Source organism: Pseudoxanthobacter sp. M-2 (genome assembly GCF_046156265.1).
GTDB lineage: Bacteria > Pseudomonadota > Alphaproteobacteria > Rhizobiales > Segnochrobactraceae > CAMDHY01.
The window spans coordinates 315,793-339,334 of record NZ_JAWDIR010000033.1 but is presented as its reverse complement, the minus strand read 5'-3'; the positions used below and the strand labels follow the sequence as shown (position 1 = coordinate 339,334).

Annotated in this window: 26 protein-coding genes; 14 read left to right on the top strand and 12 right to left on the bottom strand. The window is 72.0% G+C overall.

What is annotated here, in order from left to right:
* Positions 1–27: 27 nt before the first annotated feature.
* The 6 genes from RUR49_RS16665 (at position 28) to RUR49_RS16640 (ending at position 6,932) form a co-directional block, all read left to right on the top strand.
* Positions 28–1,095 carry an ABC transporter ATP-binding protein gene (locus RUR49_RS16665; protein ID WP_409147511.1) on the top strand — a complete coding sequence of 356 codons (1,068 nt, stop codon included), beginning with the start codon at positions 28–30 and terminating at the stop codon, positions 1,093–1,095.
* A 222-nt stretch (positions 1,096–1,317) separates the two neighbouring features.
* Positions 1,318–2,718 carry an adenosylhomocysteinase gene (ahcY, locus tag RUR49_RS16660; RefSeq protein ID WP_409147510.1) on the top strand — a complete coding sequence of 467 codons (1,401 nt, stop codon included), beginning with the start codon at positions 1,318–1,320 and terminating at the stop codon, positions 2,716–2,718.
* Between the two features lie 180 nt (positions 2,719–2,898).
* Positions 2,899–3,852 carry a dicarboxylate transporter/tellurite-resistance protein TehA gene (locus RUR49_RS16655; protein WP_409147509.1) on the top strand — a complete coding sequence of 318 codons (954 nt, stop codon included), beginning with the start codon at positions 2,899–2,901 and terminating at the stop codon, positions 3,850–3,852.
* A 151-nt stretch (positions 3,853–4,003) separates the two neighbouring features.
* Positions 4,004–5,386: an esterase-like activity of phytase family protein gene (locus tag RUR49_RS16650; RefSeq protein ID WP_409147508.1), complete on the top strand. Its 1,383-nt coding sequence runs from the start codon at positions 4,004–4,006 to the stop codon at positions 5,384–5,386.
* 226 nt (positions 5,387–5,612) lie between these two features.
* On the top strand, positions 5,613–6,671 hold the full coding sequence (locus RUR49_RS16645; RefSeq protein WP_409147507.1) for a class I SAM-dependent methyltransferase: 1,059 nt from the start codon (positions 5,613–5,615) through the stop codon (positions 6,669–6,671).
* A 30-nt stretch (positions 6,672–6,701) separates the two neighbouring features.
* Positions 6,702–6,932 (top strand): DUF1127 domain-containing protein, encoded by a 231-nt coding sequence (locus RUR49_RS16640; RefSeq protein WP_409147506.1) that lies wholly within the window; start codon positions 6,702–6,704, stop codon positions 6,930–6,932.
* Between the two features lie 6 nt (positions 6,933–6,938).
* Here the strand turns inward: RUR49_RS16640 and RUR49_RS16635 are convergent, their stop codons facing one another.
* Positions 6,939–7,628: a Crp/Fnr family transcriptional regulator gene (locus tag RUR49_RS16635; RefSeq protein WP_409147505.1), complete on the bottom strand. Its 690-nt coding sequence runs from the start codon at positions 7,626–7,628 to the stop codon at positions 6,939–6,941.
* A gap of 194 nt (positions 7,629–7,822) precedes the next feature.
* On the opposite strand from RUR49_RS16635, the gene RUR49_RS16630 reads away from it, so the two are divergent.
* The 3 genes from RUR49_RS16630 (at position 7,823) to RUR49_RS16620 (ending at position 11,263) form a co-directional block, all read left to right on the top strand.
* A complete protein-coding gene (locus RUR49_RS16630; RefSeq protein ID WP_409147504.1) occupies positions 7,823–8,353 on the top strand; it encodes a FecR family protein in 531 nt (176 codons plus the stop codon).
* Positions 8,350–10,254, top strand: a complete 1,905-nt coding sequence (locus RUR49_RS16625; protein WP_409147503.1) for a CHASE2 domain-containing protein — start codon at positions 8,350–8,352, stop codon at positions 10,252–10,254. Before RUR49_RS16630 ends, RUR49_RS16625 begins: the two co-directional genes overlap by 4 nt.
* A 163-nt stretch (positions 10,255–10,417) precedes the next feature.
* Entirely contained in the window at positions 10,418–11,263 is an 846-nt protein-coding gene (locus RUR49_RS16620) for a universal stress protein (RefSeq protein ID WP_409147502.1), read from the top strand.
* Between the two features lie 83 nt (positions 11,264–11,346).
* Here RUR49_RS16620 and RUR49_RS16615 read toward each other — a convergent pair whose 3' ends face one another.
* The 7 genes from RUR49_RS16615 to lgt form a co-directional block, all read right to left on the bottom strand.
* Positions 11,347–11,718, bottom strand: coding sequence for a hypothetical protein (locus RUR49_RS16615; RefSeq protein WP_409147501.1), 372 nt, complete (start codon positions 11,716–11,718; stop codon positions 11,347–11,349).
* 138 nt (positions 11,719–11,856) lie between these two features.
* The gene (locus tag RUR49_RS16610) at positions 11,857–13,410 is read right to left on the bottom strand and encodes a 3-hydroxyacyl-CoA dehydrogenase (protein WP_409147500.1); all 1,554 of its coding nucleotides are present in this window, start codon (positions 13,408–13,410) and stop codon (positions 11,857–11,859) included.
* Between the two features lie 7 nt (positions 13,411–13,417).
* Positions 13,418–14,179 (bottom strand): enoyl-CoA hydratase-related protein, encoded by a 762-nt coding sequence (locus RUR49_RS16605; RefSeq protein ID WP_409147690.1) that lies wholly within the window; start codon positions 14,177–14,179, stop codon positions 13,418–13,420.
* 153 nt (positions 14,180–14,332) lie between these two features.
* Positions 14,333–14,986 carry a hypothetical protein gene (locus RUR49_RS16600; protein ID WP_409147499.1) on the bottom strand — a complete coding sequence of 218 codons (654 nt, stop codon included), beginning with the start codon at positions 14,984–14,986 and terminating at the stop codon, positions 14,333–14,335.
* Positions 14,987–15,101: 115 nt separating this feature from the next.
* Positions 15,102–15,869 (bottom strand): peptidoglycan editing factor PgeF, encoded by a 768-nt coding sequence (gene pgeF / locus RUR49_RS16595; protein WP_409147498.1) that lies wholly within the window; start codon positions 15,867–15,869, stop codon positions 15,102–15,104.
* Between the two features lie 82 nt (positions 15,870–15,951).
* Complete coding sequence (locus tag RUR49_RS16590) at positions 15,952–17,043, bottom strand: class I SAM-dependent methyltransferase (RefSeq protein WP_409147497.1); 1,092 nt, start codon at positions 17,041–17,043, stop codon at positions 15,952–15,954.
* Positions 17,040–17,876, bottom strand: coding sequence for a prolipoprotein diacylglyceryl transferase (gene lgt / locus RUR49_RS16585; RefSeq protein ID WP_409147496.1), 837 nt, complete (start codon positions 17,874–17,876; stop codon positions 17,040–17,042). Before lgt ends, RUR49_RS16590 begins: the two co-directional genes overlap by 4 nt.
* A gap of 180 nt (positions 17,877–18,056) precedes the next feature.
* Between lgt and RUR49_RS16580 the strand changes: the two genes are divergently transcribed.
* The 5 genes from RUR49_RS16580 to RUR49_RS16560 all read left to right on the top strand — a co-directional run bounded on the left by RUR49_RS16580 (position 18,057) and on the right by RUR49_RS16560 (position 21,459).
* Positions 18,057–18,359, top strand: a complete 303-nt coding sequence (locus RUR49_RS16580; RefSeq protein ID WP_409147495.1) for an accessory factor UbiK family protein — start codon at positions 18,057–18,059, stop codon at positions 18,357–18,359.
* A gap of 265 nt (positions 18,360–18,624) precedes the next feature.
* Positions 18,625–19,125: a YbjN domain-containing protein gene (locus RUR49_RS16575; protein WP_409147494.1), complete on the top strand. Its 501-nt coding sequence runs from the start codon at positions 18,625–18,627 to the stop codon at positions 19,123–19,125.
* Positions 19,126–19,260: 135 nt separating this feature from the next.
* The gene (gene proC, locus RUR49_RS16570; RefSeq protein ID WP_409147493.1) at positions 19,261–20,082 is read left to right on the top strand and encodes a pyrroline-5-carboxylate reductase; all 822 of its coding nucleotides are present in this window, start codon (positions 19,261–19,263) and stop codon (positions 20,080–20,082) included.
* A 150-nt stretch (positions 20,083–20,232) separates the two neighbouring features.
* On the top strand, positions 20,233–20,955 hold the full coding sequence (locus RUR49_RS16565; RefSeq protein ID WP_409147492.1) for a TetR/AcrR family transcriptional regulator: 723 nt from the start codon (positions 20,233–20,235) through the stop codon (positions 20,953–20,955).
* Positions 20,956–21,102: 147 nt separating this feature from the next.
* Positions 21,103–21,459, top strand: coding sequence for a tRNA-binding protein (locus RUR49_RS16560; RefSeq protein ID WP_409147491.1), 357 nt, complete (start codon positions 21,103–21,105; stop codon positions 21,457–21,459).
* Between the two features lie 94 nt (positions 21,460–21,553).
* On the opposite strand, the gene RUR49_RS16555 is transcribed toward RUR49_RS16560, so the two are convergent.
* The 4 genes from RUR49_RS16555 to RUR49_RS16540 form a co-directional block, all read right to left on the bottom strand.
* On the bottom strand, positions 21,554–22,252 hold the full coding sequence (locus RUR49_RS16555; protein WP_409147490.1) for a class I SAM-dependent methyltransferase: 699 nt from the start codon (positions 22,250–22,252) through the stop codon (positions 21,554–21,556).
* Complete coding sequence (locus RUR49_RS16550) at positions 22,213–22,632, bottom strand: EVE domain-containing protein (RefSeq protein ID WP_409147489.1); 420 nt, start codon at positions 22,630–22,632, stop codon at positions 22,213–22,215. The genes RUR49_RS16555 and RUR49_RS16550 overlap by 40 nt, the downstream gene beginning before the upstream one ends.
* A 16-nt stretch (positions 22,633–22,648) precedes the next feature.
* Positions 22,649–22,936, bottom strand: coding sequence for a YciI family protein (locus RUR49_RS16545; protein WP_409147488.1), 288 nt, complete (start codon positions 22,934–22,936; stop codon positions 22,649–22,651).
* 159 nt (positions 22,937–23,095) lie between these two features.
* Positions 23,096–23,383, bottom strand: coding sequence for a YciI family protein (locus RUR49_RS16540; protein WP_409147487.1), 288 nt, complete (start codon positions 23,381–23,383; stop codon positions 23,096–23,098).
* Positions 23,384–23,542: the final 159 nt, after the last annotated feature.

The window sequence follows — 23,542 nt, the reverse complement described above, 5'->3', positions numbered from 1 at the left end:
GTCCGTTCGCCGGGAGTTCCGTTAGTCATGGCGCACATCGAGCTCAGGAACGTCACCAAGACCTTCGGCGGCAAGGCCGCCCTGAAGAACCTCGACCTCGAGATCGCCGACGGCCAGTTCTTCGTGCTGCTCGGCGAGACCGGCGCCGGCAAGACGACGACCCTGCGGATCGTCGCCGGTCTCGAGAAACCGGACGACGGCACCGTGCTGATCGACGGCGTCGATGTCGGCGGCTGGGGTGCCGCCGAGCGCGACGTCGCGCTGGTGCTGCAGCAGTACTCGCTCTACCCGCGCTACACCGTGCGGGAGAACCTCGAGTTCCCGCTGAAGTCGAAGATCCGCCGCGTCCCTCCGGCCGAGATCCAGGAGCGGGTCGAGCGCGTCGCCCGCACGCTGCGCATCGAGCACCTGCTCGAGCGCAAGACCGACCGTCTGTCGGGCGGCGAGATGCAGCGCGTCTCGATCGGCCGCGCCATCGTCCGCAAGCCCCGCGTCTTCCTGATGGACGAGCCCTTGTCGGCGCTCGACGCCAAGCTGCGCGAGGCGCTGCGCACCGAACTGAAGCGCCTGCAGATCACGCTTGGCGCCACCTTCCTGTTCGTCACCCACGACCAGGTCGAGGCGATGTCGATGGGCGACCGCATCGGCGTGCTCGATCGCGGCCGCCTCGTGCAGGTCGGCACGCCCTCGGAGATCTACGCCCGGCCGACCAACACCTTCGTCGCGCGCTCCGTCGGGTCGCCGCCGATGAACCTCCTCGACGGTGCCGTCCGCGACGGTGCGGCGGTCACCGAGGCCGGCTTCTCGCTGCCGATCTCCGTCGCGGCCGCCCACGAGGGCCGTCCCGTGACCTTCGGCGTCCGCCCGGAGCACCTCCGGCTCGATCCTGAGGCGCCGGCCAAGGCGCGCGTCCACGACATCGAGGACCACGGCGTCGAGAAGATCGTCACGCTCGCCACCGGCGACGCCTTCGTGCGGCTGACGGCACCCGCCACCCAGCATCCGCGCATCGACGAGAGCGTCGGCTTCTCGTGGAATCCCGAGAAGATCATCCTGTTCGACCGCACCTCGGGACGGAACCTCTCGGCGGCCTGAGAGCCTCGGAAAACCGGCCTCCGCCGCACCGGGACGTTGGAATGGAACGGCTTCGCTCCATTCTGATATAAAGAAATCGTTATATCCTTATTGAAGCGATCCGCCGGGGCGCCTATAACCGCGCCACGTTGCGGCGGACGCCGCGGCGGTGCCGTGCGCCTTGTCGTGCGGGCCCGCCGGAGCGCCGCGCCGCGTTCGCCAGAGCCGTTTGCGGAGCCGCCGATGACCACCTTCACCGATTATGTCGTCAAGGACATTTCCCTCGCCGACTGGGGCCGCACCGAGCTCGACATCGCCGAGACCGAGATGCCCGGCCTGATGGCCACCCGCGAGGAGTACGGGCCCTCGAAGCCGCTGAAGGGCGCCCGCATCGCCGGCTCCCTGCACATGACGATCCAGACCGCCGCGCTCATCGAGACGCTGGTCGAGCTCGGCGCCGAGGTCCGCTGGGCGTCGTGCAACATCTACTCCACCCAGGACCACGCCGCTGCCGCGATCGCCGCCCGCGGCATCCCGGTGTTCGCCGTCAAGGGCGAGACGCTCGAGGAATACTGGAACTACACCGACCGGCTGTTTGACTGGGGCAATGGCGAAACCGCCAACATGATCCTCGACGACGGCGGCGACGCGACGATGCTCGTCCTCATCGGCTCCAAGGCCGAGACCGATCCCTCCGTTCTCGACAATCCGAAGAACGAGGAAGAGGAGTTCTTCTACGCCACCATCAAGGCCCGCCTCGCCAAGAACCCCGGCTGGTATTCGAAGGTGAAGGCGAACATCCGCGGCGTCTCCGAGGAGACGACGACGGGCGTGCACCGCCTCTACGAGCTGCAGAAGAAGGGCGAGCTGCCGTTCCCGGCGATCAACGTCAACGATTCCGTGACGAAGTCGAAGTTCGACAACCGATACGGCTGCCGTGAGAGCCTGGTCGACGCGATCCGCCGCGGCACCGACGTGATGATGGCCGGCAAGGTTGCCGTCGTCTGCGGCTATGGCGACGTCGGCAAGGGCTCGGCGCAGTCGCTCGCCGGCGCCGGCGCGCGCGTTGTCGTCACCGAGATCGACCCGATCTGCGCCCTGCAGGCGGCGATGGACGGCTACGACGTGAAGACGCTCGAGGAGGTCGTCGGCACCGCCGACATCTTCGTCACCGCCACCGGCAACAAGGACGTCATCACCGTCGATCACATGCGCGCCATGAAGGACATGGCGATCGTCTGCAACATCGGCCACTTCGACAACGAGATTCAGGTCGCCGGCCTGAAGAACTTCAAGTCGAAGAACGTCAAGCCGCAGGTCGACCTGATCGAGTTCCCCGCCGGCAACCGGATGATCCTGCTCTCCCAGGGCCGGCTGGTGAACCTCGGCAACGCCACCGGCCATCCGAGCTTCGTGATGTCGGCGTCGTTCACCAACCAGACGCTCGCCCAGATCGAGCTGTGGACCAACCCCGGTCAGTACGAGAACAAGGTCTACGTGCTGCCGAAGCACCTCGACGAGAAGGTCGCGCGCCTGCACCTCGCCAAGCTCGGCGCCAGCCTGACCAAGCTCTCGGACGAGCAGGCCGCCTACATCGGCGTCTCGCAGTCCGGCCCGTTCAAGTCCGAGCTTTACAAGTACTGAGCGAGCGGACCCGAGCTCTCCGGCCGAGGCCGGACACCAGACAGAGGGGCGGCCTTGGGCCGCCCCTCGCCGTTTCCGACACCGCCATCGTCTCGACCGACCTTCGCCGCAGACAGCCCTTTGTCGACGGCCACCGGGTGTCGTAAGCCTCGCGTCTCCCGTGCCTGGTGGAGCTCGCCGATGCTGACCCGGTTGCCGTCGTCCCTGTTCGCGATCGTCCTCGGGCTCGCCGGCCTCGGCGCCGGCTGGCGCGCCGCCGCCACCGTCTGGGGCGTTCCGCCGCTGATCGGCGAGGTCGTGCTCGGGCTCGCCGCCCTCGTCTGGGGGATCCTCGCCATCAGCTTCATCGCCCGCTGCATCGCCAATTTCGAGGCCGTGAAGGCCGAGCTCGAGCACCCCGTGCAGTGCTGCTTCGTCGGGCTCGTCTTCGTCGCGACACTGCTGATGGTCGGCGCCGTCAGGCCCTACAGCGAGGCGCTTGCCTGGACGCTGCTGGCGGTCGGTCTCGCCGGCCACGTCGTCTACATCGCCTGGCGGGTCGGCGGCCTCTGGCTCGGCACCCTGCCTGCGCCGATGATCACGCCGGTGCTCTATCTGCCGCTCGTCGCCGGCAACTTCGCCGCCACCATCGCGCTGGGCGCCATGCGGCTTCCCGAGGTCGGGCTGATGTTCTTCGGCGCCGGCATGCTCTCCTGGCTCGCGATCGAATCCACAATCTGGGCCCGCTTCTTCAGCCACGAGCCGATGGCGCCGGCGATCCGGCCGCTGATCGGCATCCAGCTCGCCCCGCCGGTGGTCGGCCTCGTCGCCTGGCTCGCCGTCAGCTCAGGAACGCCCGGGCCGTTCGACTACGCGCTCCTCGGCTACGGCCTGATGCTGATGCTGGTCATCGCCCGCCTGCTGCCGTGGGTGGCGGCGAACGGCTTCGCCCCGAGCTGGTGGGCGTTCTCCTTCGGGCTGACGGCGGCGCCTCTCTCGGCGATCCTGCTCGTCGGCCGCGGCGCACCGGGGGTGGTGGACTGGATCGCCATTGCCCTCTTCGTCCTCGCCAACGTTTCGATCGCGGCCCTGTCGGCCGCAACGCTGCTGCGGCTCGCGCAGGGCCGGTTGGTGCCCGCGCCACAGCCGCGCTGATCCGGGACAACGGCGCGCGCGGCCGCCCCCCGTTCCGCCCCGCCCCACCGTCACGGACGCGTCGCGCAACCGAGACACGAGCGTCGTCTCCCGTCCCCATAAGCGGCCGACCGGCAGCCCCCGCCGGCATCCGCTCCTGGGAGACCCGCCGATGACCTCGATCGTTCGAACGCTGGCGTCCGCGCTGGCCATTGCCATTTTTGCCGCCCCCGCCGGCATTGCCCCCGCTCTGGCCGACGACACGTTCCCCGCGACGCTCGCCGGGCACGCGGTGCTGCCCGCCGCCACCTTCGTCGCGCCGCCGGCGGACGCCCCCGCCGACCTCGCGATCTCCGGCAAGTACACCGCGCCCGACGCCCGCCGCGTCGATGCCGTCGGCAGCGTGCCGGGCTCGAGCTTCCTGTCGTCGAAGGACGCACCGCGCCTGACCGGCATGGCAACGCCCTTCGATGGCCAGCCGGTGCAGGGCTTCTCCGGCATCAAGCCGGCCGGCGACGGCTCCTACTGGGTGATTCAGGACAACGGCTTCGGCGCCAAGGCGAACTCGCCCGATGCCATGCTGATCGTCCACCGCCTGCGCCCGGACTGGGACGCCGGCTCTGTGACGATCGAGGAGACGATCTTCCTCTCCGATCCCGACAAGGTCCTCCCCTACCGCATCGCCACCGAGAGCAGCGACAGCCGCTACCTCACCGGCGCCGACCTCGACGTCGAGTCGATCCAGCCGGTCGGCGACTCGTTCTTCGTCGGTGACGAGTTCGGCCCCTTCCTCGTCGAGTTCGGCCGTGACGGCCGCGCGAAGGCCTTCCACGAGACGATGGTCGACGGCGTCGCGGTGCGCTCGCCCGACCACCCCGCTCTGACGACCCCGGCCGTCCCCGGCGGCAAGCTCGCCTTCACCGTCCGCCGCTCGCGCGGCTTCGAGGGCATCGCCGCGTCGCCGGATGGCCGTTTCCTCTATCCCCTGCTCGAGGGGCCGCTGTGGGTCGAGGCCGCCGGCGCGTGGGAGACGGTCGACGGCAAGGAAGTTCTCCGCGTCCTCGAGTTCGACGTCGAGAAGGCCGCCTGGACCGGCCGCTCCTGGACCTACCCGCTCGACGTCGCCGGCAACAACATCGGCGACTTCAACATGATCGATGAGAAGACGGCCCTCGTCATCGAGCGCGACAACAACGAGGGCATCGCCGCCCGCGCCTGCGCCGAGGGTGACAAGGGCCCCGACTGCTTCGTCGCCCCGGCCGCCTTCAAGCGCGTCTTCAAGATCGAGCTCACGGACGACGGCAAGGCCCGCAAGATCGGCTCGATCGACCTCCTGAAGATCGCCGATCCCGAGGGCAAGGCCCGCCAGGGCGGCTCGGAAGGCTCCTTCGACTTCCCGTTCGTGACGATCGAGGACGTCGCCGTGGTCGATGAGCGCCACATCATCGTCGGCAACGACAACAACCTGCCGTTCTCGGCCGGCCGCGAGCCGCAGAAGCAGGACGACAACGAGCTCATCCTGCTCGCCGTGCCGGAGCTCTTGTCGGCCAAGTGAGACGATGCGGCGGGGCGGTCACCGACCGCCCTGCCGCCAATTCCCGTCAGCCCCGCCCGCCGAGAGGATCGCGCACGCGTCCAATGGCGGATTCGGCCGGCTTGTGACGCACTTCACATCCCCGCCGGCCGCGAAGGCCTATTCCCCTGCTCGTCCGACGGGTGATGTCGCCCGGTCGGACCGCCACCGGCGAGCCGGTGGCGTCTCAGAGCAAAAGGGGACGACCATGACACTCGACCAGGCGCGGCTCGACGCCTTCGTCGGCAGGATGCTGGGCGAACTCGGCGCCGCATCGATCGTGCCGCTGGTGCGGATCGGCGACGAACTCGGTCTCTACGCTGCCCTGCGCGATGCGGGACCGACGACGCCAAGGGCGCTCGCCGAACGCACCCGCACCCACGAGCGCTGCATCCGGGAGTGGCTCGCGGCCCACGCCGCCGCCGGCTACCTCGACTATGATCCGATCAACGACAGCTTCGAGATGACGCCGGAGCAGGCGGCGGTGTTCGCCGACCCGGAGAGCCCCGTCAACATGCTGGGCGGCTTCGAGGTGATCGCCTCCAGCGTCGTCGATGCCCCCCGCGTCGCGGAAGCCTTCCGCAGCGGCAAGGGCCTCGGCTGGCACGAGCGCTGCGACTGCCTGTTCTCCGGCGTCGAGCGCTTCTTCCGCGCGGGCTACCACGAGCACCTCGTCCGCGACTGGCTGCCGGCGCTGGACGGCGTCGTCGAGAAGCTGAAGCAGGGCGGCCGCGTCGCCGACGTCGGCTGCGGCCACGGCGCCTCCACCATCCTGATGGCGCAGGCCTTTCCGCGCTCGAACTTCGCCGGCTTCGACTACCACGCCGGCTCGATCCAGCGGGCACGGGTGGCGGCGGAGCGGGCCGGCGTCTCGGCCAACACGCGCTTCGCCGCGCTCGCGGCGACCGACGTGCCCGTCCGCGGCTTCGACCTCGTGACGATGTTCGATTGCCTGCACGACATGGGCGATCCCGTCGGCGCGGCGTCGCACCTGCGCACGACGCTGTCGGCCGACGGCGTCCTGATGCTGGTGGAGCCGATGGCCGGCGACCGGCTGGAGGACAACCTCAACGCCGTCGGCCGCCTCTACTACGCCTCCTCGACGATGATCTGCACGCCCGTCTCGATGGCCCAGGAGGTCGGGCTCGCGCTCGGCGCCCAGGCCGGCGAGGCGCGGCTGGCGGAGGTTCTCGCCGAGGCCGGCTTCTCGCGGGTCCGCCGGGCGGCGGAAACGCCCTTCAACATGATCCTGGAAGCCCGTCCGTGACCGGCGGGCTCCCCACTCGGAGCACTCGACATGCAGACCACCCTTTCCGCCGGCCGGGCCGGCGGCCTCGCCGCCCGCCGGGCCTTCGGCGCCTGCCGGCACCTGTCGGCCTACCTCCTGGCGCGGTTCGCCGCGGCGCGGACCCGCCGGGTCCTCGGTGACCTCGACGACCGCATCCTCGCCGACATCGGCCTCGAACGGACCGACATCAACGGCCTCGCCGACCGCATCGCCGAGGGCCGGATGCGCCGCCGGCCGTGAGCGAGCTCAGTGCGGGGACGGGCGGAGGCGGGCGACCGCGATGCGCCCGCCCTCCACCTTGATCCGCCCTTCCTTCTGCAGCAGACGGAGCTGCTTGTTGACCGCCTCGCGGGTCGCGCCCAGCATCTGCGCCAGCATCCCCTGGGTGAGGTCGAGATCGACGACCGCCGCATCCGGCTCGATGTGGCCGTGCACGATGGCGAGCTCGCGCAGCAGCACCAGCAGCCGGTCGCGCAGGTCGAGGAAGGCGGCGCGGTTGATCTTGTCGGTGGCGAGCCTGAGACGTTCGCAGAGCGCCAGCACGATCGCCTTCGACAGCCCCGGCTCCTCGTCGAACAGCTCGAGGAAGACGCGCCGGCCGACGAACAGGAGCTCGACGTCGGTCAGCGCTGCGGCATTGGCGGAGCGGCTCAGCCCGTCGAGCAGCGCCACCTCGCCGATCACCTCGCCTTCCTCGCAGAGCGTGATCGTCAGTTCGCGGCCGTCGGCATTGTCGAGGAAGATGCGGACGACGCCGGCCGACACGCAGTACAGCCCGTCGGCCGGATCGCCGACGGTGAACAGAGACGCTCCGGCCGACAGGCGCACGGTGCGCGTGATCGCCGCGACGCGCTTGAGCTGCGCCTCCGACAGGCCGGTGAACAGGCTGGCGCGGCCGAGCTGCGCAGCGATGTCGGCGGTGTCCACGGTCGGCATCGGCACGGCTCCCGTCCCTGACCTTCGCCCCAGCCGGTCGCTGCGACCGGCCGGACGACGAACCGGCCGGTTCCCCGACCGGCCTTGCGACCCCTGTTTCAACCGGCCGGCACCACCACGTTGGCGGTGACGTCCCCGAGCGTGCCAGAGTAGACTTCGCGCGCCCGGCTGCCCAGCAAGACGAGGTCGACCCCATGATCCGCTCCTCCCGGCACGCCGCTTCCGGTCTCCTCGCGGTCGTCGCCGCGGTCGCCGCCCTGGCGACCCCCGCCGCCGCCCAGTCCAACGCCGGCTGCAGGCCCGATCCGGCCGCGACGGGGCCTGCCATCACCCTCGACTGCGGCCACGGCCTCAGGATCACCGTCGAGCGTTCGGCCGCCTATGCCGTCGTCGACGGCAACAGTGACGGCCGGCCCGAGGCGCTTCGCCTCGACCGCGGCGCCGCCCTCGTCAAGGTCGATCCCGGTGCCGGCCGCGGCTTCCAGATCCTGACGCCGCGCGCCGTCGCCTCCGTGCGCGGCACCGAATGGGCCGTCGACGCAGCCTCGGACGTGACCTCCGTCTTCGTCGTCTCCGGCCGCGTCGCCGTCGCGCCGCGCGGCGGCGGCAGCGGCGTCGTCCTCCAGGCCGGCGAGGGCGTCGACGTCCGCGGACCCGGCCAGCAGCGGGCGATCCGCTGGGGCGCGGCCAGAGCGGCAGCCCTCCTCGCGCGCTTCGGGCGATGAGACCGGCGGCCGGTCGCCGCACCCTCCTCGTCCTGACGCTCGCCTTCGCGATCGCGGGCGCGCTCTGGGGCACCTGGCTCGCCCGCCTGCAACTGACCGGCGCCGCCTCGTCGCTCGACCGCATCGAGGCGCTGGCGCTCGACCTGCGCTTCCGCCTCGCGGGCCCGCGCCCCGCGCCGGACGACGTCGTCATCGTCGCCGTCGACGAGGCGACGATCCGCGCCGTCGGCAGCTACCCGCTGTCGCGCGGCGTCCTCGCCGACATCGTCGCGCGGATCTCCGCCGCCGGGCCGCGCGTCCTCGCCCTCGACTTCCTGTTCCTCGAGGACAGCCGCTCCGGCGCCGACCGGGCGCTCGCCGACGCTCTCGCGGAGGCGACGGCCGTGATCGGCGCGGCGGCAGTGTTCGACAGCGGCGACGACGCACCGCCGCCGGAAGCCGCCGGCGGCACGGCTGTCGACCTCGGCATCGGCCCAATCCCGCGTGCAACAACGGTGACGTGGCCGGCGGGGATCTTCCTCGGACGCGCCCGGCCGGGGCTCGTCAACGTCTCCGTCGATGCCGGCGGCACGCCGCGCCACGTGCCGCTGCTGGTGGCGGCCGACGGTGGTGTCGCCCCCGGATTCGTGCTGGTCGTCGCGGCCGCCGCACTCGCCGCCGAGCCGCGCTTCGGCGCCGACAGCGTCACGCTCGGTGCCGTCCGCCAGCCCCTCGACCTCGGCCATCACCTGCCGCTCACCTACTACGGACCGGAAGGCACGATCGCGACGATCAGCGCCGAGCGGGTGCTGGCGGGCGACCCGGAGGCGCTCGCGGCGCTCGCCGGTCGCACCGTCGTCCTCGGCACCACCGCGCTCGGCAGCGGCGACCGCTTCGCCACCCCCTTCGACGCCGACGTGCCGGGCGTCGAGGTTCTGGCGACCGCGATCGGCAACCTCGTCACCGGCACCGGCCTCGTGCGCGACGAGGGCGTGCGCCGCATCGACGCTGCCACCACGATCGCCATGCCCGCGGTGATCGTCGTGCTGATGGCGGTCGCGAGCCCGGCGCTCGGGCTGGCGCTCGCCGGCGTCCTCGCGGCGGCCTGGCTCGCCGGCGTCGTCGTCGCCTTCGACGCCGGCCTCTGGCTGAGCATCGCCCTGCCGCTCGCCGCCGCCGTCCCGACGGCGGTCGCCTATGGCATCGCGCGCTACCTGTTCGAGCACCGGCTCAACGCCCGCCTCGGCGAGACGCGGGCAGCACTCGCCCGCATGCAGTCGCCGCTGCTCGCCGACCGGCTCGACGATCCGGATTTCCTCGCCGAGCCGTCTGCCTGCGAGGCCGCGGTGCTGTTCCTCGACCTGTCGGGCTTCACCGGCCTCAGCGAACGGCTCGGCCCGGCGGAAACGCGCGCTTTCCTGAAGGGCTTCCACGAGGCGGTCGGCCGCGTCGCCACCGCCCACGACGGCCTCATCGTCGCCTTCATGGGCGACGGCGCGATGATCGTCTACGGCTTCCCGGAGCGGCGCGGCGACGAGGCGGAGCGGGCGCTCACGAGCGTCCGTGAACTCGCCGCGGCGCTTGCGACCTTCATCGCAGCCGCCGCACCGGGGGCGGCGATGACGGTGCGCTTCGGCCTGCACTACGGCCCCGTCGTCGTCTCGCGCCTCGGCGCCGCCGCCCACCAGCACATCACCGCCACCGGCGACACCGTCAACGTCGCGAGCCGCCTGCTCGAAATCGCCAAGGCAAACCGGGCGCAGGTGGCGGCGGCCGAGACAGTGTTCGCCGCGCTGCCGACGGAGCGGCAGGCGGGCGGTGCCGCCGGCTTCGGGCCACCGTCGGCGGTCGCGGTCCGTGGCCGCGCCGGCACGGTCGCCGTGCGGTTTGCCACCGCCGTGCCGGCGGAACTCCCGGCCTGAGCCGCGCGCACCTCTAACCCGCACGCCCACGCACGACCGTCCGCGCGAGTTGACGTGGCGCAAGGCGCCGCCGCCGGCGCCTGTGTTCTCCTGCCCGGGATGGGCGGCCGCGAGCCGCCGGCGCACGGGCGCGAAGCCGTGCAGACAGGGAAGGACGGCAGCCATGACACACGGCAAGCCAGCAGAGATCCGGGACGTGCTGACGGTGGTCGATCTCGCCGGCCGGCGTCCCGCCGCGGCGCACGCCATCGACCTCGCCGCCCAGACGGGTGCGCACCTCACCGGCCTCGTGCCGGTGTTCGACTATCTGACGCCCTCCGTCATCGGTGGCGGCATCCCGGCGAGCGTGCTCGCCGATATCCGCGCCAGCGCCGAGCAGCCGGCGCGGGAGGCGATGAAAGCGTTCGAGACGATGGCGTCCGCCGCCGGCATCAGCTTCGAGGCCGCGCGTTTCGACGGCGGCGAGGGCGAGTTCGAGGAGCTTGCCGCCCGCGCGCGGCTCTGCGACGTCGCCATCGTCGGTCAGGAAGATCCCGAGCGGCCGGAAGGCGATCGGCGCGCCGTCATCGAGACGCTGCTGTTCTCGGCCGGGGCGCCGACGCTGGTGGTGCCCTACATCGCCGGCGGGCAGCATCGCGGCGCCAAGATCGCCGTCGCCTGGGATGGCGGCCGGCCCGCCGGCCGTTCCGTCCGCGGGGCCATGCCGTTCCTGAAGGCGGCCGAGAGCGTGTCAGTGATCGTCGTCGACGACGGCAGCCGCTTCGTCGGCGAGCCCGGCGCCGACCTCGCCCTCTTCCTCGCCCGCCACGGCCTGTCGGTGACGATCCTGCGCGTGCCCCCGGTCGAGCGCGACGTCGCCGCTGCCATGCTCAACGTCGTCAGCGACGAGGGCTTCGACATGCTGGTGATGGGCGCCTACGGCCACTCCCGCTTCCGCCAGTTCGTGCTCGGCGGCACCACGCGCGACATGCTGGAGATGATGACGGTCCCGGTGCTGATGGCGCACTAAGCCGCGGTAAAGTTGCCGTTGCTCTAGACGTAGCGTGGATCGTTAGCCGGCTTCTCGCTGAGAATGCCGGCTAACGACTGAGCTCATGGCTCCGTGACGGTCACGACCTGGAAGGTGTGTAGGTCGCCGTCCTCGTCGCGGATCGAGACATATTCGCCCGGCACGAAGGCGTGGTCGCCGAGGCGGTAGCCGGCCTCGTCGTCCTCGTCGCCGGCGATGTCGTAGCGGAACGCCCAGCTGCCGCCCGGCCGGTGAATGAGGTGGCCGAGGTCCTCCTCCTCGTCGGCCCAGAAGCGGCGGACGCGGCAATTGGCGCGCAGCCGCTTCCAGCCCTCGACGTCGATGTGGCCCTCGGCGTTGAGCGGGGCGGCGAACTCGTAGCCATGCCGGTTGGAGCCGTTCGGGAACTCGCGCGTGCGGGCGAGATTGAGGCGGATCTTCTTCAGCTCTGACATTGCGCGGGGTCTTCCCTGTCGTTGGGCCTTGGCGGCCGGACGGTGGCGCCGATCCTTCCGGGCCGGGCACCGCCTTGTCGTTGACATTGGTCAACCGCCGGCCGGCTTTCAACCGCCGCCGCCGCAGAACCGCGGTCGTCAGCGATCGGGCGTCGCCAGCGACAGCCCAAGCGCCGCCCGGCGCCGCAGCCAGAGCGGTGGACGATAACGCGGATCACCCGTCAGCGTATGAAGCCCCGACAGGATCTCGAGGATCCGCACCGGGCCGATGGCATCGCCGAGGGCGAGCGGCCCCTGCGGATAGCCGAGGCCAAGCCGGACCGCGGCGTCGATGTCGGCCGGGGAGGCGATCTTCTGCTGGGCGATCTCACAGGCGGTCGCCACCACCATCGCCAGCATGCGCTGGGCGATGAAGCCCGGGCTGTCGGCGATGCGGGTGACCTTGCGGCCGGCCGCAAGCAGCGCGCGGTGCACGCCGTCGGCAAGGCCGGCATCGGTGGCCGGGCTCGTCATTAGCGTCACCCGCCCGCCGCTCGCGAAGCTAGCCGGGAACAGCGGATCGAGCGCCACCGTCCGCCGCGGGTCGAGCCCGGCCGCGAGCGCGGCGTGCGTGGTGTCGAGGCCGAGCGGCGTGACGATCAGGGCCGCGCCGGCGGGAGCGTCCGTCCCATCCTGCACGGTCGCACCGCCCTCGGCGAGCGCCGCGGCGACGGCGTCACGGACCTCCGCCGCGACGGCGCCGAGCCAGACCGTCGGCGCCGGTCCATTGGGCGGCGCGATTTCGGCGGGGGCGGCCTTGCGGCCGTCGTCGTAGCGATAGAAGCCCTCGCCGCTCTTGCGGCCGTAGAGCCCGCCGGCGACGCGGCGGCCGGCGATCGGCGACGGGCGGTAGCGCGGCTCCTGGTAGAACTGGCCGTAGATCTCGTCCATCACCCGGTTCGAGACGTCGAGGCCGGTGAGGTCGAAGAGCTCGAACGGGCCCATGCGGAAGCCCGCCGCCTCGGTCATCACGCGGTCGACGTCGGCCGGCTCGCCGACGCCGTCCTGGACGATCTTCAGCCCTTCCGTCGAGAAGGCGCGGCCGGCGTGGTTGACGAGGAAGCCCGGCGTGTCGCGGCAGGTGACCGCCCGGTGGCCGGTGGCGGCGACGAGGGCTGCGAGCGTGTCCGCCACCGCTGGTGCCGTGCGCAGGCCCGGAATCACCTCGACCACCTTCATCAGCGGCACGGGATTGAAGAAGTGCAGGCCCGCGACGCGCTCCGGCCGGCGAGCAGCGGCGGCGACTGCCGTCACCGACAAGGACGAGGTGTTGGTGGCGAGCACCGCGTCCGGCCGCACGATCTCCTCGAGGTCGCGGAACAGGCCGCGCTTCGCCTCGAGATCCTCGACGATCGCCTCGATCACCAGATCGGCGCGGGCGAAGTCGGCGAGCGTCTCGGCCGGGGTGATGCGGGCGAGGGCCGCCGAAGCCGTCTCCGCCGTCATCCGCCCCTTGGCGACGATGCGGTCGAACAGGTCGGCGATCTTCTCCTTCGCCGCCACGACGGCGCCGGGCCGGGCGTCGAAGGCGATCACGGTGTGGCCGGCCTCGGCCGCCCACTGCACGATGCCGGCGCCCATCGCGCCGGCGCCGACGACGCCGATGACCGCTGGTCCACTGTCGCTCATCGTGCTCACGCTCGCGTCACTCATCTCTGCGTCACTCGCCCTTGAACGCCGGCTTGCGCCGCTCGATGAAGGCCGCCATGCCCTCGCGCTGGTCGTCGGTGTCGAACAGCAACTGGAACGACCGGCGCTCCAGCGCCAGCGCCGACTGCAAGGGCAGGTCGGCGCCGAGCAGCACCGTCTCCTTGATGTGCTCGAGCGCCACCGCCGGGCCCGCCGCAATGCGGGTGGCGAGCTCCAGCGCCCGCTCGAGCACGGCGTCGTCGTCGACGACCTCGCTCGCGAGCCCCCAGCGCTCGGCGGTCTCGCCGTCGATCTGCTCGCCGGTCATCAGGAGCTTCATCGCCTTGTACTTGCCGACGGCGCGCACCAGCCGCTGGGTGCCGCCGGCGCCGGGCATGATGCCGACGCGCACCTCCGGCAGCCCGAACTTCGCGCCCCGGCCGGCGACGATGATGTCGGCGTGCAGCGCGAGCTCGCAGCCGCCACCCAGCGCGAAGCCGCGCACCGCGGCGATCATCGGCTTGCGGAACTCGGCCACCGCCGCCCACAGCCGGTGCAGGCCGCGCCGGTGCATCTCGGTCGGGGAGGCCTCGGCCATCGCCTTGATGTCGGCGCCGGCGGCGAACGCCTTGTCGTCGCCGGTGACGACGACGACGCGCACCGCCGGGTCGTCGACGAGTCGTGCCAGGATCTCGGCGAGTTCGCGCCGGATCTCCATGTTGAGGGCGTTGAGGGCGTCGGGACGGTTGAGGCGGAGCAGGACGACGCCGGGTCGCGGCGCCTCCTCGATGATGAGGCTCACGGCGGTCTCCTCGCAGGCGGGCCGGACCCTAGGCGATCGTTCGCCGGCCGGCAACGGCGCGCGGAACACGGCCGAAGCACCCGGGCTCAACGGTCGGAGGGTGGAGACGGCGCGCCGCCTGGCCGGTGGGCGAACGGCGCGCCTTCAGGCCGTGGCGGCGGAGCGCGAGACGTGAACCGCCGCGAACGCCGACAACAGCACCAGCGACGCCGCGGCGAGTTCCAGCGCCTCCTCGCCGACGAGGTCGACGGTTCGCCCCACGGGCAGGAGGTGTTGATCGAACACCCAGGCGCAGAGGAGCAGGACCGCCGCGGCGAGCAGCGGTCGGCCGCCCCGTCCCCCCAACCAGCGCAGGCCGGAGGCGAAGAGGCCGAGAGGGTCCCGCCAGGACACTGCGGCGAGGCCGAGCCATGCCAGGGCCATCACGGCAATGGTGCCGCGGCTGTTGAAGACGAGCGCCAGGGTGGGTGTGCCGGAGCGGGTGAAGTCGAGCTCCCGCAGCGTCAGCACGACGATAAACAGCCCGAAGCCGGCGAACGCCAGTCTGTGCAGCCGCTCTTCCGTCATCGTCGCCGCGGCGAAGAAGCAGACCGCCGCGGTGCTGTAGAAGGCGACCTGCAGCCACTCCACCGGTCCGTTTTCGGCACTGATCGCGGCAATATCCAGGTCGGCCATAGCGACGACCGCCAGACAGACGATCACCACACCGGCGATCACCGCGAGCAGCGCCGCGAGACGGCGGCGCGTCAGGGCGCCGAGGGGAAAGGCAGGGGCTCGGTGCATCAGTCCGGCATTCATCGTCAGGGTCTCGCAGTATGCCGCGACCCCCGACGCGGGTCAGCGCACACGACGAGCCGATTGTGACGGAATTGCGAACGCGATTCACATCGCTGTGGACGGCCGGGCGAGGACCTCAGCCGGCCAGCGCGATGCCGGCCACGAGCCGGCCGTAATCCGCCTCGCCGCGGTGCGTCATGCGGCGATAGGAAAAGAACCGTGCCTCGTCGTGGTAGGTGCAGAGGCCGAGGTCCTCGACGGAGCCGAGCCCCGCCTTGCCGAGCCGCATCGCCACATAGCCCGGCAGGTCGAACATCGAGTGGCCGGCCCGCTCGGCGCGCACGAAGAAGGCAGCGCTGGCCTCGTCCTCCTCGAGAAAGCGGGCGACGAACTCCGGGCCGACCTCGTAGGCGTCGGCGGAGATCGTCGGGCCGATGACCGCGACGATGCGCTCGCGCCCGGCACCGAGCCCCTCCATCGCGGTCACGGTCGATTCGAGCACGCCGCGGAGCGCGCCGCGCCAGCCCGCGTGGGCGGCACCGACGACGCCGGCGACCGGGTCGGCGAACAGCACCGGCGTGCAATCGGCGGTCGTCACCGCCATCGCGAGGCCCGGCACGTCGGTGACGACGGCGTCGACGCGCGGCCGCTCTCCCTCGCCCCACGGCGCCCGCACCACGGCGGCATCAGGGGAATGCACCTGGTAGGGCAGCGCCAGCGCCACCGGCGCGACCCCCAGCGCCCGGGCGACGCGGGCACGGTTCTCGTGGACGTTCTCCGGCCGGTCGGAGGAGCCTAGCCCGACATTGAGGCTCGCATAGACGCCGTCGGAGACGCCGCCCTCGCGGGTGAAGAAGGCGTGGCGGACGGCGGGCATGGCGTCGAGGGCGGGGGCACGGATCATCGGCGTCCGGGAACCTGTCGGAGAAAGCGCGGGCCGAGGGATTCGGCGGGTGCGTCGAAGGTGGGTGCGGCCGACGGACCTGTCAAACCGCGAACGGCGGCGGCGGGGCATCCCCCTGCGGCGTCACCGCCAACACCTTGAACAGCGTGCCCATCTCGCCCGGCGCCGCGAGGCGGTCGGCGGCGGCAGCGATGGCGGCCCGGGTCGCCGCATCGGCGTCGCGGGAGAGCCGGGCGGCCCGCTGTGCGAGCCCGAGCGCCGAGAGGAACGCACCCTGGCCGATCGGCCCGTGCGCTGCGGCGCCGGCGGAGCGCGCGGCGCGGGCCAGCGCGGAAAAGTCGACGTGGGCGGTGAGGTCGGCCTCGCCGGGGGCGGCGAGCGGATCGGCGTAGGCGTGAGCGGCGACCGCCTGCAGCGTCTCGCCGAGGCCGGTCTCGGCATGGCCGTAGTCGATGACGAGCGCGGCGCCACTGTGGCCGGCGATGCGGCCGGCGAGCGTCTGCATCACCGCGATCGAGGCCGGCGAGACCTCGAGGATCGCGCCGGTCGGCGCCGCGCGCAGCCGCGGCGGCAGCTCACAGGCGGCGAGCGCGCCCGGGCCGAGGCCGAAGGCGAGGCTGCCGTCGGCATCGAGCCCGACGACGCGCTCCTGCCACGCGGTATCGGTACGCACGAACTGGCGCACCGGCAGGGCGTCGAAGAACTCGTTGGCCACCGCCAGGGTGAAGCCCGCCGGCACGTCGTCGAGCCGGTCGTGCCAGTGCGCCGCGACCGGAGCGGCCGCCAGCGTCTCCGCCTGGATGGCGCGCAGGCGGGGGCTCGTCTCGACGAGGTGGAGCGTCGCGGCGGCGACCAGATCCGGCACCAGCCGCAGCGTCCGCAGGATGTCGGCGGAAAGCGTACCGCGACCGGGACCGAGCTCGACCAGGCGCACCTCCGTCGGTCGGCCGGCGGCGTGCCACGCCTCGGCGAGCCAGGCACCGACGAGCTCGCCGAACATCTGCGAGATTTCAGGCGCGGTTACGAAGTCGCCCTTCGGCCCGAACGGCTCGCGGGCGAGATAGTAGCCGTGCTCGGGGTCGCCGAGGCAGTGGGCCATGTAGTCGGCCACCGTGATCGGCCCCGTCTCGGCGATCAGACGGGCGAGACGGCGGCCGAGCGGGGTGTCGCTCACGGCGCCGTGCCGGCCGCCACCGCCGGCCGCCGCGCCGCCCACGCCATCACGAGCGCCCCGACGAGCACCATCGGGATCGACAGCAGCATGCCCATCGTCAGCCAGCCGGCGAAGAAGCCGATATGGGCATCGGGCATGCGGAAGAACTCGACGAAGGTGCGAGCCAACCCGTAGCCGCAGACGAAGGCGCCGGTGGCGAACCACGGGCGCTTCAGCACGTGGAAGCGGTGGGTGAGCAGTCGCAGCACGAGAAACAGCACGAGGCCCTCGAGGGCCGCCTCGTAGAGCTGGCTCGGATGGCGCGGCTCCGGCCCGGCGCGGGGGAAGACGAAGGCCCACGGCACGTCGGTCGGCCGGCCCCACAGCTCGCCGTTGACGAAGTTCGCAAGCCGCCCGAACAGGAGGCCGAACGGCGTCGAGACGGCGACGATGTCCGACAGCGAGCCGAGCGGCACGCGCCGGCGCCAGGAAAACAGCGCGACGGCGAGGACGACGCCGAGGAAGCCGCCGTGGAAGGACATGCCGCCTTCCCAGAGGACCAGGATCTCGGCGGGGTTCTGCAGGAAATACAACGGGTTGTAGAACAGCACGTAGCCGAGACGGCCGCCCAGCACGATGCCGAGCGTCGCCCACAGGACGACATCGTCGACATCGGCGAGGCTCGGCCGCGGCTGCCCCGGCGCCCACAGCCGCTCGGTGCGCACCAGCGACCGCATGTACCACCAGCCGAGCAGGATGCCGGCGACGTAAGCGACGGCGTACCAGCGCAGCGCGAACGGCCCGAGCTCGACGATGACAGGGTTAATGGCGGGAAACGGCAGGGCGAACAGCATCGGTCGGGGCGTCTCCGGGGGCGGCCGGACCCTGCACCGGCGGGCGCGGGCGGGTCAATCGCCCGCGGCTTCGCGGCCTCGCGGGGGCTGCGGCGGAAGGGCCGCCCCCGGTCGTCTTGTGAACGTCGGGTGCCGTCCCCATAGTCTGCCGGAGACGGCTCGCGTCCGGAGGACATGCCGATGACACAGACCAACAATCGCCTGCTCGACGAGTTCGCCAAGCTCGCGACCGATGCCGCCGCCGTCGCCCAGGGGGTTCGCCGCGAGGCGGAGACCGCCTTCCGCGCCCAGGCCGAGCGGTTCCTCTCCGACATGGACGTCGTCCACCGCGACGAGCACGAGGCCGTCAAGGAAATGGCCGTGAAGGCGCGTGCCGAGGCGGATGCCCTCAAGCTCGCTCTCGCCGCTCTCGAGAGCCGCGTGGCGGCGCTCGAGGTCGCGGCGCATGAGCCGCCGGGGCCGATGGACAGCTCCGTCGGCTGAGCCGGGCCGAGTTCGCGCGCACGGGCGCGGCGACCGGAACGGGTTGCCGCGTCGTCACTTTCGCACTCGTCGCCCGCATCCGACCTGCTAGACTTCCGATCAAACGGAGATTCGCGCTCGCGGACGCTGCGTGCGTCGGCTGATGAGGCTTCGGCCTCCGAGCGCTTCCTGGCTCCGTCCGGCGGACCGGCCGGTCGGTAACGTGTGGGGGCGGCGCACCCTCCCGGTGTCGCGCCCGCATTCCTCGGAACCGAGAGGAACGGTCATGTCACTCATCGACTTCGAGATCGAGCAGCAGAGCAATCCCGTCGACGCGATCGAACGGGTGGCGCTGACGAACGACTGGACGTTCGAGCGCGACGGCGACGACGAGATCACCATCTCCGTCGCCGGCAACATGAGCGACTACCACCTGTCGTTTTCCTGGCTCGACAGCTTCGAGGCTCTGCACCTCGCCTGCGCCTTCGACCTCAAGGTGCCGCCGCCGCGCCGCACCGAAATCTGCCGGCTGCTCGCCCTCGTCAACGAGCGCATGCTGATGGGCCACTTCGACCTCTGGAACGAGGAAGGCGTCGTCATGTACCGGCAGTCGCTGCTGCTCGCCGGCGACCTCGAGCCCTCGCCGGCGCAGATCGAGGGCATGCTGGCGCACGCGCTCGAGACCTGCGAGCAGCACTACCAGGCGTTCCAGTTCGTCGTCTGGGCCGGCAAGAGCGCCGGCGAGGCGCTGGAGACGGTGCTGTTCGAGACGGCCGGACAGGCCTGAAGATCAGGGGCCCGAGGGCCCGACCGCGCTGCCGCCCCACCGGCGGCGGGGCTTGCTGTAGAATGAAGGCCGGACCCCGACGGGTTCGGCCTTCGGCTTTTCCCGCCCACCGCCTCGCTGATGCTGGAGTGAACGATGTCGCTGACCGCCGCTGCGCCCCTCCTGCTCCTCGGTGCCGGCAAGATGGGAGGCGCGCTCCTCGCCGGCTGGATCGAGGGCGGCCTCGCGCCGGCCGACGTCATCGTCGTCGACCCGATGCCGGCCTCCGAGATGCAGGCCTTCCTGCGCACCCATGGCATCCGCCACGAGAACGCCATCCCCGCCGACATCACGCCCCGCGTCGCCGTCGTCGCCGTGAAGCCGCAGACGATGGGCGCGGCGCTGCCGGCGCTCGCCGCCGTGCTGTCGGCCGACACGCTGGTGGTGTCGATCGCCGCCGGCACGCCGATCGCCCGCTTCGAGCGCGACCTGCGCGCCAATGCCGTCGTTCGTGCCATGCCGAACACGCCGGCGCAGGTGCACCGCGGCGTCACCGTCTGCGTCGCCGGCGAGGGTGTGACGCAGCAACAGCGCGCCACCGCCACCGCATTGATGGCTGCCGTCGGCCGCGTCGAGTGGGTGGAGGACGAGGGGCTGATCGACGCCGTCACCGCCGTGTCCGGCTCCGGCCCGGCCTATGTGTTCCTGCTCGCCGAGGCGATGGCGGCGGCCGGCGAGGAGGCGGGGCTGCCGCCCGACCTCGCCTTCCGCCTCGCCCGCGACACTGTCGCCGGCGCCGGCGAACTGCTCGTCCGCTCCGGCCACGACCCGGAGACGCTGCGGCGCAACGTCACCTCCCCCGGCGGCACCACCGCCGCGGCGCTCGAGGTGCTGATGGCCGAGCGCGGCATCCCGCGGCTGGTGCACGACGCTGTGCGCGCCGCCGCGGCCCGCTCCCGCGCGCTGTCGGACGGCTGAACGCCGGCCGCCGCCCAGCCGCCCGAGCGCTCGGCGCCGGCATCCGGACACGCGCCGTCGGCGCCTGAACGTCGCGGACGCCTTGCAGCGCGCCCGGGCGTTCCTAGCTCTGTTGGAGAGAGTTCGGACGAAGCCCGCAAGGAGGCCACCATGGCGACCGAGAAGCAGCGTCAGCGCATCGTCGAGGCCCTGATGGCCCTCGCCGGCGAACGCGCTTGGGACACGATCTCGCTCCCCGACGTCGCCGCGCGAGCGGACCTGCCGCTGGCCACCCTGCGCGGCGCCTACGCCGGCCGGCGCGCCATCCTCGCCGACTTCGTCGCCCGCATCGACGCCAAGCTCCTCGACGAGGCCGAGAAGGATCGCGCCAGCGACGAGGGGCTGGGCGACGGCGAGGCGGGGCAGCCGGCCCGCGACCGCCTGCTCGACGTGGTAATGCGCCGCCTCGATCTCCTGACCCCGTATAAGCCGGCGATCCGCGGCCTCGCCAGGGCCGCCCGCCGCGACCCGGGGCTCGCCGCCTGCCTCGCCGGCATCGGCCTCAGCGCGCAGCCGTGGACGCTCGCCGCTGCCGGCATCGAGGCTTCGAGCCCGCTCGGGCGCCTGCGCGCCGCCGGCCTCGCCGTGGTGATGGCGCGGATCATGCCGGTCTGGCTCGACGACGACGATCCCGGCCTCGGCCGCACCATGGCGGCCCTCGACCGCACGCTCGCCCGCGGCGAGGCGATGCTGAAGCGCGCCGAGACGGTCGGCTGCCGCGTCGTCAGCTTCCTCGACAAGATGCGCGAGCGCGGCCGCGCCGCCCGCCGCGAACGCACCGCCACGCGCGATCCGGGCGCCGACGCAGCCGCGGCCGACGCCGGGGCGGTGTGACGAGCCCCCTGTTCCGGGAGTGAACGGGTGGCGCTGGACGGGTGACGATCGGCTCCGCGGCGGGCTCCGGCTCACCGCGGCCGATGTGGTTGGCAGCGCGGGCGTGGGCGGATAGCGTCCGGCGCCCAACGACTGCCGAGGCCGCCCATGTCCGACACCGCCCCCGCCGCGCCCATCACCTTCGACGATTTCCTGAAGGTCGACGTGCGCGTCGGCATCATCCGCGCCGTGCATCCGTTCCCGGAGGCGCGCAAGCCCGCCTACAAGCTCGAGATCGACTTCGGGCCCGAGATCGGCGTGAAGAAGTCCTCGGCTCAGATCACCGTCCACTACACGCCGGAGGACCTCGTCGGGCGGCGGGTGCTGGCGGTGGTGAATTTTCCGCCGCGCCAGATCGGCAAGTTCATGTCGGAGGTGTTGACGCTCGGCGTGCCCGACGAGAACGGGGCCGTCGTGCTGGTGCGGCCCGATCTGGACGTGCCGATCGGGGGCCGGCTCTACTAAGGGTCCCGCCCCACGCGGCCACAGGGAGACGGGCGGCCCCCGGCATAGCCGGTCGGGGCCGAGGGACGGCACCGGCGCCGCCGCCCGAGCGGCCTCAGCCGGCGAAGCGCCAGACCCGGGTCACCTTGATCTCGGAATCCTCCAGCGCCCGCGTCACCGGCACGCGGTATTCGGCGACCGCCTCGAGGCGCTCCTTCGGCAGGTAGGAGCGGCCGGGATCGCCGACGAGCACCGTGGCGCCGGCGGCGCGCTCGCGTTCGAGCCAGGCGAGCACCTTCTCGGCCATCGGCTTCTCGTAGAAGACGTCGCCGCACAGCACGACGTCGAAGCGGCCGGCCGGCTCGGCCGTCGTGTCCTCGTCGCGGGCGGTGACAGCGACGTCGTTCAGCGCCGCATTGGCGGTGATCGCGGCGAGCGCGAAGCCGTCGATCTCGGTGGAGACGGCGGAGGCGGCGCCGGCCCGCATCGCTGCGATGCCGACGACGCCGGAGCCGGCGGCGAAATCGAGCACCGAGCGGCCCGCCACGATGCCGGGATTGTCGAGGACGTAGCGCGCCAGCGCCTGGCCGCCGGCCCAGGCGAAGGCCCAGTAGGGCGGCGGCAGGCCCATGGCACCGAGCTCTTCCTCGGTCTTCTCCCACAGCGCCGTCGCCTCGTCGGCGAGGTGCAGGCGGAGTTCCGGGACGTGCGGGGGCGCCAGAACGCGGGTGTTGTCGCGGACGAAGGCGGCGCGGTCGATCGGCGCCGCCCCGCTCACGGGGCGATGCCGCCCATCTCGCAGACGAGCGCCCATTCGGCGTCGGTGACGGGCTGGACCGAGAGGCGCGAGAACTTGATCAGCGCCATCTCCTTCAGGCGCGGCTCCGTCTTGATCACCTCGAGGCTGACCGGCCGCGCCAGAGGCTTCACAGCCTTGAGGTCGACCATGACGAACACGCCCTTCTCGTCCTTCGGGTCGGGATAGGCCTCGCTGATGACCTCGACGATGCCGACGATCTCCTTGCCCTCGTTGGAGTGGTAGAAGAAGCCGCGCTCACCTTTTTTCATCGCCATCAGGTTGAGCTTGGCGGCGTGGTTGCGCACGCCGTCCCAGTGCGTCCCCTTGGCGCCGGCCTTCACCTGGTCGTCCCACGACCAGACCGACGGCTCGGATTTGTAGAGCCAGTGCGCCACCCCGCCCTCCTCGCCGTCAGCCGAGCTTGCCGATGCCGACCCGCCAGGGCTTCACGTCGATGGACGCGAACATACCAGCCTCTTCATAGGGATCCCCGGCGAGCATCGTCTTCGCGGCGTCGAGATCGGCCGCCTCGACGATCAGCATCGAGCCGACCGGCTTCTGGCCGGTGGAATCGAGGAACGGTCCGGTGAGCTTGAGCGCCTCGCCGTGGCCCTTCAGCCAGGCGTCGCGTGCCGGACGGGTGGCGGCACGGGTCTCGTGCATGTCCGGCTTGTCGAGGCAGATGGCGACAAACAGCATCGATCTCTCCGTTTCCATCCCTTGGGCGGCCGTTCCGGGCGACGGCGATGTCGCCCGCGGCTGCCTCTGCGCGTGCCTTTGCGGCCCCCGTGGTTAGCCGGTTCCGGCCGGCTTTGCACGCGGTTCCCGCGGCGACAGCCGCCCGGGAGAGGCTCCGGCTCAGCCGAGCTTGCCGATGCCGACCCGCCAGGGCTTCACGTCGACGGAGGCGAAGATGCCGAGCTTGGCGTAGGGGTCCTCGGCCAGCATCGCCTTGGCCGCGGCGAGGTCCGCCGCCTCGACGATCAGCATCGAGCCGATAGGGTTCTGGCCGGTGTCGTCGAGGAACGGGCCCGCGAGCTTCACGGCACCGCCGGTGCCCTCCATCCAGGCGACGTGCGTCGGCCGGTTCGAAACGCGGGTGTCCAGCATGCCCGGCTTGTCCGAGCAGACGGCGACGAACAGCATCGGCGATCTCTCCGTTTCCAGCCCCTCCGGCGACCTCGAGCGAGGCCGCCGGCCACCGCGGCCGACCCTCGAACGGGGTGGGTGGCGCGGCCATCGTGGTTAGCCGGTTCGCGGAGGAATTGCACGTGCTTCCCGCGGGCGAGGACGGGCGGCGGTGCC

What these genes read in the sequence shown, in the direction of transcription:
- RUR49_RS16540 (WP_409147487.1), bottom strand. Translation starts at nt 23,383, where the DNA reads ATGCTGTTCGTCGCCGTCTGCTCGGACAAGCCGGGCATGCTGGACACC.
- pgeF (WP_409147498.1), bottom strand. Translation starts at nt 15,869, where the DNA reads ATGATCCGTGCCCCCGCCCTCGACGCCATGCCCGCCGTCCGCCACGCC.
- RUR49_RS16565 (WP_409147492.1), top strand. Translation starts at nt 20,233, where the DNA reads ATGGCGACCGAGAAGCAGCGTCAGCGCATCGTCGAGGCCCTGATGGCC.
- RUR49_RS16665 (WP_409147511.1), top strand. Translation starts at nt 28, where the DNA reads ATGGCGCACATCGAGCTCAGGAACGTCACCAAGACCTTCGGCGGCAAG.
- RUR49_RS16645 (WP_409147507.1), top strand. Translation starts at nt 5,613, where the DNA reads ATGACACTCGACCAGGCGCGGCTCGACGCCTTCGTCGGCAGGATGCTG.
- RUR49_RS16640 (WP_409147506.1), top strand. Translation starts at nt 6,702, where the DNA reads ATGCAGACCACCCTTTCCGCCGGCCGGGCCGGCGGCCTCGCCGCCCGC.
- RUR49_RS16600 (WP_409147499.1), bottom strand. Translation starts at nt 14,986, where the DNA reads ATGAATGCCGGACTGATGCACCGAGCCCCTGCCTTTCCCCTCGGCGCC.
- proC (WP_409147493.1), top strand. Translation starts at nt 19,261, where the DNA reads ATGTCGCTGACCGCCGCTGCGCCCCTCCTGCTCCTCGGTGCCGGCAAG.
- RUR49_RS16615 (WP_409147501.1), bottom strand. Translation starts at nt 11,718, where the DNA reads ATGTCAGAGCTGAAGAAGATCCGCCTCAATCTCGCCCGCACGCGCGAG.
- RUR49_RS16620 (WP_409147502.1), top strand. Translation starts at nt 10,418, where the DNA reads ATGACACACGGCAAGCCAGCAGAGATCCGGGACGTGCTGACGGTGGTC.
- lgt (WP_409147496.1), bottom strand. Translation starts at nt 17,876, where the DNA reads ATGCTGTTCGCCCTGCCGTTTCCCGCCATTAACCCTGTCATCGTCGAG.
- RUR49_RS16545 (WP_409147488.1), bottom strand. Translation starts at nt 22,936, where the DNA reads ATGCTGTTTGTCGCCATCTGCCTCGACAAGCCGGACATGCACGAGACC.
- RUR49_RS16625 (WP_409147503.1), top strand. Translation starts at nt 8,350, where the DNA reads ATGAGACCGGCGGCCGGTCGCCGCACCCTCCTCGTCCTGACGCTCGCC.
- RUR49_RS16555 (WP_409147490.1), bottom strand. Translation starts at nt 22,252, where the DNA reads ATGGGCGCTCGTCTGCGAGATGGGCGGCATCGCCCCGTGAGCGGGGCG.
- RUR49_RS16610 (WP_409147500.1), bottom strand. Translation starts at nt 13,410, where the DNA reads ATGAGTGACGCGAGCGTGAGCACGATGAGCGACAGTGGACCAGCGGTC.
- RUR49_RS16575 (WP_409147494.1), top strand. Translation starts at nt 18,625, where the DNA reads ATGTCACTCATCGACTTCGAGATCGAGCAGCAGAGCAATCCCGTCGAC.
- RUR49_RS16580 (WP_409147495.1), top strand. Translation starts at nt 18,057, where the DNA reads ATGACACAGACCAACAATCGCCTGCTCGACGAGTTCGCCAAGCTCGCG.
- RUR49_RS16655 (WP_409147509.1), top strand. Translation starts at nt 2,899, where the DNA reads ATGCTGACCCGGTTGCCGTCGTCCCTGTTCGCGATCGTCCTCGGGCTC.
- ahcY (WP_409147510.1), top strand. Translation starts at nt 1,318, where the DNA reads ATGACCACCTTCACCGATTATGTCGTCAAGGACATTTCCCTCGCCGAC.
- RUR49_RS16635 (WP_409147505.1), bottom strand. Translation starts at nt 7,628, where the DNA reads ATGCCGACCGTGGACACCGCCGACATCGCTGCGCAGCTCGGCCGCGCC.
- RUR49_RS16630 (WP_409147504.1), top strand. Translation starts at nt 7,823, where the DNA reads ATGATCCGCTCCTCCCGGCACGCCGCTTCCGGTCTCCTCGCGGTCGTC.
- RUR49_RS16560 (WP_409147491.1), top strand. Translation starts at nt 21,103, where the DNA reads ATGTCCGACACCGCCCCCGCCGCGCCCATCACCTTCGACGATTTCCTG.
- RUR49_RS16650 (WP_409147508.1), top strand. Translation starts at nt 4,004, where the DNA reads ATGACCTCGATCGTTCGAACGCTGGCGTCCGCGCTGGCCATTGCCATT.